At 57.6% G+C, this 8,413-nt stretch carries 14 protein-coding genes; 13 read left to right on the top strand and 1 reads right to left on the bottom strand.

All coding sequences use genetic code 11. The features are described from left to right. Both JJD66_RS27550 and JJD66_RS27545 read left to right on the top strand, forming a co-directional pair. Window positions 1-391: hypothetical protein (locus JJD66_RS27550; protein ID WP_200649489.1), on the top strand; the 391-nt coding region annotated here is incomplete at its 5' end. 362 nt (window positions 392-753) lie between these two features. Then, window positions 754-1,074 carry a DUF1654 domain-containing protein gene (locus JJD66_RS27545; protein WP_181127583.1) on the top strand — a complete coding sequence of 107 codons (321 nt, stop codon included), beginning with the start codon at window positions 754-756 and terminating at the stop codon, window positions 1,072-1,074. A gap of 52 nt (window positions 1,075-1,126) precedes the next feature. On the opposite strand, the gene JJD66_RS27540 is transcribed toward JJD66_RS27545, so the two are convergent. Next, entirely contained in the window at window positions 1,127-1,936 is an 810-nt protein-coding gene (locus JJD66_RS27540; RefSeq protein ID WP_181127584.1) for a S24 family peptidase, read from the bottom strand. 100 nt (window positions 1,937-2,036) lie between these two features. Between JJD66_RS27540 and JJD66_RS27535 the strand changes: the two genes are divergently transcribed. From JJD66_RS27535 to JJD66_RS27485, 11 genes are all read left to right on the top strand, one after another. Beyond that, the gene (locus tag JJD66_RS27535; protein ID WP_181127585.1) at window positions 2,037-2,276 is read left to right on the top strand and encodes a transcriptional regulator; all 240 of its coding nucleotides are present in this window, start codon (window positions 2,037-2,039) and stop codon (window positions 2,274-2,276) included. Window positions 2,277-2,306: 30 nt separating this feature from the next. Next, complete coding sequence (locus tag JJD66_RS27530) at window positions 2,307-2,507, top strand: hypothetical protein (RefSeq protein ID WP_034120602.1); 201 nt, start codon at window positions 2,307-2,309, stop codon at window positions 2,505-2,507. A 314-nt stretch (window positions 2,508-2,821) separates the two neighbouring features. Beyond that, window positions 2,822-3,565: a phage antirepressor KilAC domain-containing protein gene (locus tag JJD66_RS27525; protein ID WP_181127586.1), complete on the top strand. Its 744-nt coding sequence runs from the start codon at window positions 2,822-2,824 to the stop codon at window positions 3,563-3,565. Continuing rightward, entirely contained in the window at window positions 3,565-4,371 is an 807-nt protein-coding gene (locus tag JJD66_RS27520; RefSeq protein ID WP_181127587.1) for a hypothetical protein, read from the top strand. Before JJD66_RS27525 ends, JJD66_RS27520 begins: the two co-directional genes overlap by 1 nt. Continuing rightward, entirely contained in the window at window positions 4,361-5,170 is an 810-nt protein-coding gene (locus tag JJD66_RS27515; protein ID WP_181127588.1) for an ATP-binding protein, read from the top strand. The genes JJD66_RS27520 and JJD66_RS27515 overlap by 11 nt, the downstream gene beginning before the upstream one ends. Next, entirely contained in the window at window positions 5,170-5,358 is a 189-nt protein-coding gene (locus JJD66_RS27510) for a DUF1382 family protein (RefSeq protein ID WP_200649488.1), read from the top strand. The genes JJD66_RS27515 and JJD66_RS27510 overlap by 1 nt, the downstream gene beginning before the upstream one ends. Further along, a complete protein-coding gene (locus JJD66_RS27505; protein WP_172314901.1) occupies window positions 5,355-5,828 on the top strand; it encodes a hypothetical protein in 474 nt (157 codons plus the stop codon). The genes JJD66_RS27510 and JJD66_RS27505 overlap by 4 nt, the downstream gene beginning before the upstream one ends. 232 nt (window positions 5,829-6,060) lie before the next feature. Then, window positions 6,061-6,636, top strand: coding sequence for a recombination protein NinB (locus JJD66_RS28240; protein ID WP_234452358.1), 576 nt, complete (start codon window positions 6,061-6,063; stop codon window positions 6,634-6,636). After that, window positions 6,636-6,938: a hypothetical protein gene (locus tag JJD66_RS27495; protein ID WP_181125198.1), complete on the top strand. Its 303-nt coding sequence runs from the start codon at window positions 6,636-6,638 to the stop codon at window positions 6,936-6,938. Before JJD66_RS28240 ends, JJD66_RS27495 begins: the two co-directional genes overlap by 1 nt. Continuing rightward, window positions 6,935-7,516: a recombination protein NinG gene (locus JJD66_RS27490; RefSeq protein WP_200649487.1), complete on the top strand. Its 582-nt coding sequence runs from the start codon at window positions 6,935-6,937 to the stop codon at window positions 7,514-7,516. The genes JJD66_RS27495 and JJD66_RS27490 overlap by 4 nt, the downstream gene beginning before the upstream one ends. Next, entirely contained in the window at window positions 7,513-8,193 is a 681-nt protein-coding gene (locus JJD66_RS27485; protein ID WP_181125196.1) for a hypothetical protein, read from the top strand. The genes JJD66_RS27490 and JJD66_RS27485 overlap by 4 nt, the downstream gene beginning before the upstream one ends. The last annotated feature ends 220 nt before the right edge of the window (window positions 8,194-8,413 follow it).

Below are 8,413 nucleotides of genomic sequence, written 5' to 3'. Positions count from 1 at the left end.
CCTTGCATATGGCGATGATCTGCTGCATCAGCGGGCTGATCTGCTCGTCGTAGATCTCTTCTTTGTTCATGGTCGTGCTCCGGTGATTTTCCCAATACACCCGTCGCCAGGTGCATCAGTGAAAATGTCCGGCGAACCTTGGTACAGTCCGCTTTCAACTGAATCGGTGAATCAAATGTCGTCAAAGCAGAAAATCGCCAACATCCAGAAGCAGATAGAAGACGCTCATGCTTTGTTTGAAACCTTGAAGCCAGGGCGCGGCGTAAAGCTTCTCGCTCACATTCGTCGGCTTGAAACTCAACTCAAGGTTGAGCAGGGCCATGTGGTCTCGAAGTTTCACCGCCAGCGCCTTGTCATTGTCTCCGGCGGGTTTTCGCAGAAGAAATCGTAAAGCTCTTTCCCAGCGAACCTTGCGTGTCGATTCCCGATCACGGAAGCAGGCTGTATTGCGTTATCTCCCCCAGACTTATTGCCGGGCTGTTGCCGAGGCGTAGGGCGGAGTGTTGCTTGGCGATGTTAAAGAGCGGCGAGCTGTGAGGCCCTTCGCAGTCCCTGGTAAGTCGCTGCGATGGGTGTAAATTAGCAATCGCTAATTCGTGCGTCAATAGCAAATGCTAAATAATCTGCTAATTCGCAATCACGCAGCCGGTGAGGGGCTCTCGAAACTCTTTCAAAAGGGGTTTTACGATTCGCTAACTATGGGTATGCTCACGCCATGAACTGTATATTCATACAGCTAAAAAGGAGTAGCTGATGGCGCGCCAGCACAAACAGCAGCAACAACAAAACACGCCCATGTCCGGCATAGAGCGGCTGAATTTAAGGGTGTCGAACATGATCAATCACCCGATTGCGCAGGATCAGCGATGGGTCACTATCCATCGTCTCGATACAGATGGGGATCGAGAGTGGGAAGAGGTGATGGGCGTACTGGCTGAAACTGACGGGATAGATCTCACCTTCAACGATGAAGACGAGTCGGTGACCTTGCGCTGGGAGGCTTCATCAGAAAACGATCACCAAGTTCAGGTTCACGACGAATTTCTAATGGTAGAAGAGCTGGCACCCTTCTGACACGCATTAAAAAGCCCGGTTAAGGCCGGGCTCTTGGGTAGGGCAGGAGCGATTAGGCCTTTCGTCCATTCCATATGAATAAAACCTTCGCGTGGATCGTGACATCCTCGATCCTGGCGGTCTGATTCTCGTAGTGCTGGTTGTCAGATATCAGCCGGTAGTTGGTGTCGTCCAGTCGCATTACGCGCTTGATATAGAGCTCTTGGTGCCACGTCATCACGTAGATCCCCTCACCGACAAACTCTTTCACTCCGCGATCAACGATCACCAAATCCTTGTCGTTGATTGTCCCTTCCATTGACTGACCCCAGCCCGTGATCATCGCCAGCGAGCTTGCGGCGGTATACGTGACGCCTTTTTCCCTCAGAATTTCTTCGCGCACTACCAGGTTGCGCACCGCCTCGTTGTACTCGGGTGGTACCTGGCCGTGACCCATAGCTGCGCGAATGTCGTATTGAGGAATGAGGATTTCTGAGCTCGTTGGTCGCAAGGATGCCAAATTCGATGGCAGGTAATTCGAAGGACCCTCTTCGGCCTCTTCGGCCGCCGCAACGATTCGGTCCCTGGCCTCTGGCGAGAATCCTTTCACGCTCGCCAGCGACTGCTTGAGTTGCTCAATGGCTGAAAGCCCATGCTTCGTGGTGGTCGCCACCTCGGGCGCAGCCGGATTTACCAGGCTCCCGGCAGGCAGCCCGATTTTCTCTTCCAAATTCGCCGCGGCCTTTTCGCCCAGGTTCCTATGCCCATTGAGTATCTGGGAGAGATAGGACGCATCCAGGCCGTGCTGGTTCGCGAAATCTTTCTGTGAGGCCCCGGCCATAGTGGCCTTCAGGGCCTTCACGCGTAGTTGATTTATATCCATCTGCAGATGATCGCTTCCGTTTAGCACTCAGTAAATTACGGTCTGCTATTGAATGCTGGATTAGCAGTTGCTAATCTGACGCCATTACGGAGGTGCACCTATGAATCTGCACGACTACATCAAGCCATTTGACAAGCAATCCCTTGAGGCTTTTGCGGCCAGCTGCCGCACCACTGTCGGCCAGCTCAAGCAGGTTGCATACGGCTACCGCCGCCCGGGCGCTGCGCTCGCTATCAGCATCGAGCGTGAGTCGTCGCGTTCGGTGACGTGCGAAGAGATGCGCCCCGATATCGACTGGGCATACCTGCGCAGTACTGAGCCAACCCAATCCGCCGCTTAAACCCAATTCATCAGCCAGGAGCATCGAAGTATGTACATGGACCCCAATCAAAAGCGCGCCATCCCGGTGAAGGTTCGTTTCGAACCAGTGCTTGATCGGATTCTGCGTAAAGCCGCCAGCAAAACCCGTATGCAGCACGCCACGTATCTCTACGAAATCATCGAGTGGGCAGTTTCCAACGGTGTCATCGAAGAGCTCATGCAGGACAAACAAGAAGATATCGCGGGCTAGAGGCCTTTTGGAGGCCCGAATGAGCATTGAGCTTGAAAAGTTGCCGCCTAGAACGCGGCAAGCAGTAGAGGGGTTGATGCGCCAGAACGGGTGGAGTTTCGCTCAGGCCATCAACGCAATGATGGAAACATCAATCGCAAGCGGGGCGCTTTCAGAGGTCGGCCGGAAGAAGGCAAAGGTCCTTCAGTTGGTTACCCCAATGAGGGCCTCTGGCAGGGACTCTTCAGGGTAATCCAGAGGGCCTCTGCCAAATTCAAGGCAAAAAAAAGCCGGGGTAGTGACCCGGCTCTCTTCAACGCGTTGTGGAGCAAATCATGCACCATCCAACAGAAACGATCAATACCCCAATCAATTCCGCGCCACGTTTTTCGATTGCTGAAAACGTGGCGCGCAAAACTATGTCGACGCGGGAAATCGCTGAGCTAACCGGCAAGGCGCATTTTCATGTGAAGCGAGACGTTCTCGCCTTGCTGAAAGAGCTTGGCGAGGATGCATCCAGTTTTGGATGCATCTACCTCGACCCACTGAACCGCGAGCAGACCGAATACTTGCTCGACCGTGAACACACAGATTGCCTCCTGACCGGTTACAGCGCGTCCATGCGAATGGCGGTCATCAAGCGCTGGCGCGAACTGGAGGGTGGTCGCGTCATCGCCACGCTCCCAGACTTCTCCAATCCTGCCGCCGCCGCTCGCGCCTGGGCCGAGCAGTTCGAAATGCAGCAGGCCGCAAACCAGGCCCTGGCCATCGCAGCCCCCAAGGTCGAGTTCGTCGACAAGTACGTTGACTCCACCGGCCTGAAGGGCTTCCGACAGACAGCCAAGCTGCTGGGGGTCAATGAGGCCCGATTTCGTGAGTTCTTGCTCGATAAGAAGATCATGTACCGCATGGGCGGAGAGTGGCAGGCCTACAGCGGGCACATAGACGCCGGCCGCTTCGACGTGAAAACCGGCACCAGTGACAGCGGCCACGCCTTCAACCAAACCAAATTCACTCCCAAGGGCGTCACCTGGGTTGCCGGTCTGTGGGCCCAACACAATCTCAAGGGGGTCCAATGATGGCCAGATCCAGAAACATCAAGCCGGGTTTCTTCTCGAACGAACACTTGGCAGAGGTTGATTTTGCCACCCGCTTACTCTTCATCGGCATGTGGACCGAGGCTGACCGCGAGGGCAGGCTTGAGGATCGTCCCCGCCGCCTGAAAATGGCCCTGTTCCCGGCCGACAACGTCGACATCGAAAAGATGCTCGCTGACTTGGATCATTTGGGGTTCATCACCCGCTATACGGTTGGATCATTCAACGCCATCCAGATCGTGAACTGGGCGAAACACCAGAACCCACACCTCAAGGAAGCGAAGAGCACCATCCCTGAAATGCCCGTTCCAGAGCATTTCCCGGTAAAGGTTGGTGCTAGCACCATGCAAGCACCAGGCGAGAACAGTTCTTTCCCGGCTGATTCCCTCTCTTCTGATTCCGGATTCCTGATTCCTGATTCCCTTCCTCCGTCGCCCGCTCCGGTGGTGGTGGAAGACCTTTTCCCAAAGTTCTGGAAGCTCTATCCACGCAAGGTGGGGAAGGACAAGGCAGAGAAGGCCTGGGCCAAGCTCAAGGTCAGCCCGGACCTGTTCGACCTGATGGTCAAGGCACTGGGCAAGCAGGTGCTGACGCCGGAATGGATCAAGGACAAGGGCCAGTTCGTCCCGCACCCATCGACGTGGCTGAACGGTAAGCGTTGGGAGGACGAGATACCCGACACCCCGACCAACGTCCACCAGTTCCCAAAATCGCGCCACACCGGTTTCGCAGAGCGCGACTACACCGCAGGCCTGATTCAACGCGAGGACGGTTCCTATGCGATCTGAGCCAGCCGAACAGTCGTCGCCGGAGCTTCCACCAGGCACCCGAATTCAGCCTGCCACCTGTGAGGCTCACGGCGATTACGAGCAGAAGGTATTCCCTGTGCTGGGCAAGGAACTGAAGAGCGCCTGCCCTGAGTGCGGCCGGATCGCTCGCGAGAAGACCGAGGCCGCCGAGCAGGCCAGCAAGGCAATGGAGATCCGCATGGCCATGGAGCGAAAGCTCGGCGCTGCGCTGATCCCCAAGCGATTTGCTGGAAAAACCCTGGATGGGTACGTGGCCGCCACGTCAGAACAGCGGAAGGCGCTGAACACCTGTCGCCGGTACGCCGCCGAGTTCAAGGAGATCGCCGAGGCCGGTCGCTGCTTGCTGTTGCTGGGCAAGCCCGGTACCGGCAAGACGCATCTGTCCGTGGCCATCGCCAACGAGATTATGGCCAAGTCGAGCGCCACGGCGGTGTACCGCACCATCGGTTCCGTGCTGCAGGCGATCCGCGCCACGTACGACCGCACCAGCGACCAGAGCGAAAGCCAGATCCTGTCGAGCCTGATCAGCCCCTCGCTGCTCATCCTGGACGAGATCGGAGTGAGCAAGGAGAAGCCCAGCGACTTCGAGCTGACCACGCTGTTCGCAATCATCAACGGCCGATACGAGCAGATGCGCCCCACGGTGATCGTTTCCAACCTGGAAGCCAAGGCGCTGCCGGATGCTATAGGCGACCGGTGCATTGATCGGCTTCGAGAGGGTGGGGTGATCGTCATCCCGTTTGAGTGGGAATCGCAGCGCGGCAAGGAGGGCTTCTGATGAAACGAGCAAACCCAGCCCAGCTACGCCAATCCCTTGAGATGGCGAACGCCATGGTTAAGCACGGAATCCGTTTTGTGTGCATGCCGGTGGTGGATGAGGCAGACGGCATGAATCTGGCCAGCCAGGCCGCCGAGCGCCTGGAGCGCATGGCATTGATCGCGGAAGCAGGGGAGAAGCGGACATGAGCGAATTCGTAGAAGAGAAGACGCAGGACCTGTCGGGCGCGGCGCTGCTGGTTCTGAACGCTCACGCAAACTCCTTGGATGTTCCATTCCCTCACTGGATTGGTGGTGCTGACGCTGACCAGGGTCCGTCCTACTGCCGGTCATGCGCGGAAGCAGAGGTCGCAGCAGGGCGTGCTGAATACGTCGATGGCGGATGGCAGCAAGAAAATGACGGCTGCTGTCACTGCGAAACCTGCGGGCGCCTGCTCGATTACACGCTGACCGAATACGGCGCCAGCGAAGAGATTGATCACTACATGGGCACCGAACTTGCGGGGCCGATCTCCCCGGAGGATGCATTCCACATCGCGAAGATGCTTGAGCAGGATGAAAAAAATCCTCAGGCACTCTCGATTGGTATTCAGGCTGCGGAACTGATCAAGGCTCAACAATCGGCCATCGAAGCCGCAGGCCTGAAGGTGAAGTCATGAACATTCATTCGATGCCACACGACGCAACGGTCAAGCACAAGGCCCTGCCGAAGTCTTGCCTTCTGAAGGTCACCTTCCTGCCATGGCGCTATCAGGCATGCAGGAGCTTTATGCGTAGCCGAGGGGCGAATCACTTATCGATTTGGGCGTGGAGATTCCACGTAGTCATTCGGCGCCCCTGGATGGCAGGTCCAGCACGCCAACTACATCCTGAGCTGTTTGAGGTGAAGCCATGACCTACGTCAGAGAGCAATCATCTACCGAGCTCGCTGTGCACATGCGCAGCTTGCAGAAGATGCCAGGCTGGCATGACCCACTTGCAGACCGCTTGTGGCAGGAGGTTGAAGCGCTCAAGGCCGAAGTCGCCGGCCTACGCACCGGCTACGAAGCCTACGAGCGGGTGAAGGCTGAGCTGAAGGCTGAGGTGGAGAAGTTGCGCAAGGAGCGTGATGCATGCCACATCACCAAACCCAAGAAGCTGGCCATCACCGAAGTGGACCGCAGCGCGGAGCAGAACAAGGCCCTGCACGCGGCGCTGGCCGATATCGCCGCCCAGGTCGAACACGCCGGGAAGAAGTGGGACGTCCTGATCTGGAAGCGCCTGCTGACGGCCGCCTGGCTGCGCGAGTCGGGCGACCAGCCGCAGATGATACCGGCGGTAGACGGTAACGGCTTCGACGTTATCTACGAGCGTACCAGCAAGCTCACCGTGAAGCAGTGCGGAGAGTTGATCGAGTGGGTGCACGCCTTCGGCGCCGAGCACCAGGTGCGCTGGACGCAAAAGGACAACTGGGGAGGGCGGTACTGATGAGCCATAACTTCAAGCCGGGCGACCTGGCGCTCATCATCAACTCTCACAAGCGCCCTGAAAATGTCGGGAAGTCCTGTGAGCTAGTGGCCTTTATGGCTCCCGGCGATCGAATAGAGTTTGAGTTCGACGGCAACAAAGCGATCAGCCACATCGGAGCTAACCCGGCATGGCTTGTGGCTGGGAAAGACGTAGTGGGCAGCAACGGTAAGGCCGGGTTTGCGCTAGTTAGACCCCAAAACCTGATGCCCCTGCGCGGCGACTTCGCGCCCGAGCAGCAGAAAGCCAAGGAGGCTGTATGACCATCGAACGGAAGCCGGCCAAGCCGAAAAAATGCCGCGTTGCTACGTGCAGGGCCTCATTCGTCCCCTCGCGCATGGGCCAGGCGGTGTGCAGTCCAGCGTGCGCGCTGATCGACGGGCCGAGGCACGCACCTAAGGCACGCAAGGCGCTGGCTGACATTGAGCGCAAGGACATCAAGGTCCGCAAGGAGAAGCTGAAGAGCAGGGCGGATCATGCCAAGGACACTCAGCAGTCCTTCAACGAATGGGTGCGCCTACGTGATGCCGATCTGCCTTGCGTGAGCTGTGGTCGCCACCATGACGGCCAATATCACGCTGGGCACTATCGGACTGTTGCGGCAAACCCAGCCATCAGATTCGAGCCGCTGAATGTCCACAAGCAATGCGCTCCATGCAACAACCACAAGTCGGGCGACATCGTGAATTACCGCATTGAGCTGGTGAAGCGTATCGGCGCCGAGGCTGTCGAGTGGCTGGAAGGGCCCCATGAGCCCAAGAAGTACACCGTCGAGCAATTGAAGGCGATGACCGCCGAATACCGGGCAAAGACCAGAGAACTCAAGAGGGCTGCAGCATGAACTACCAAAACGTCATTTCTGCAGTCGTCCGCGCTCTGGCGGCGGAAACCATCAACAGCGCCGGAGGGTGCAACATCGAGCCGCGGGTACAGACCAGCAAGCTCAAGGGGGAGATCACCGGCAAGGATGCGGCCCTACTTGCTGACTGCATCGTTCACAAGCTGCTACACGCCCAGCTTTCCCCGCGGCATTGGAATGCATTGGTGGCTAAGTACAGCACCCACCGGGGGCGCAAGATCGATTCCATCGGCCGTCTTGTTGCGGTTGTGTCCTCACCGGCGCCGCTGCGCTTCACTCAGCAGGCGGTGCTGGTCTGGGCGGTTCCACAGCAGTCGAAGGGTATCCAGCGCGCCGTGGTCGAGGTCAAAGCACCAAAGCATCGAGAAAACAAGGATGAGGGTCAGTGGGATTGGCGAAACAAAGCGGCCGACGCAGATATTGCGCGCGCCAACAAGCACGCCAGGTCAGTGGCCGAAACGAAGCCGGGAGAGATGATCGTCCTTGCCGAGTCGAACTACGACATGACGAACTGGGATACCCAGGGCCTGACGGAGCGCACCTATCAGCGCTGGAACAAGGCCATCAAGGACGGGTTGGAGTCGCTTGTGAACGAGGCTCTGGTCGAGGCGCAACACATGCTTGAAGCCGTCGGAGTGCTGGAAGGCGAGGCGGCATAAAATAGTCCCTCAAAAGGGCTTGCAATGTCATGTCGCCATGTCGCATTATTCACCCATCCTGACATTCCTGCGCGTATCGAGGAGTGACAAACGAAACCCGGCCACCGCGCCGGGTTTTTTATTGCCTCGAATTCAACCTTCTGGAGCTGCGCATGAAGCTGAAAGCCAAAAGCAATCTGCTGGAGCGCGCCAGAAAGGCTTGGGAGGCGGTCGCACGCCA

Source organism: Pseudomonas sp. MF6751 (genome assembly GCF_016613265.1).
Taxonomy (GTDB): Bacteria; Pseudomonadota; Gammaproteobacteria; order Pseudomonadales; family Pseudomonadaceae; genus Aquipseudomonas; species Aquipseudomonas fluorescens_BV.
This window is presented reverse-complemented; position numbering and strand designations above follow the sequence as displayed.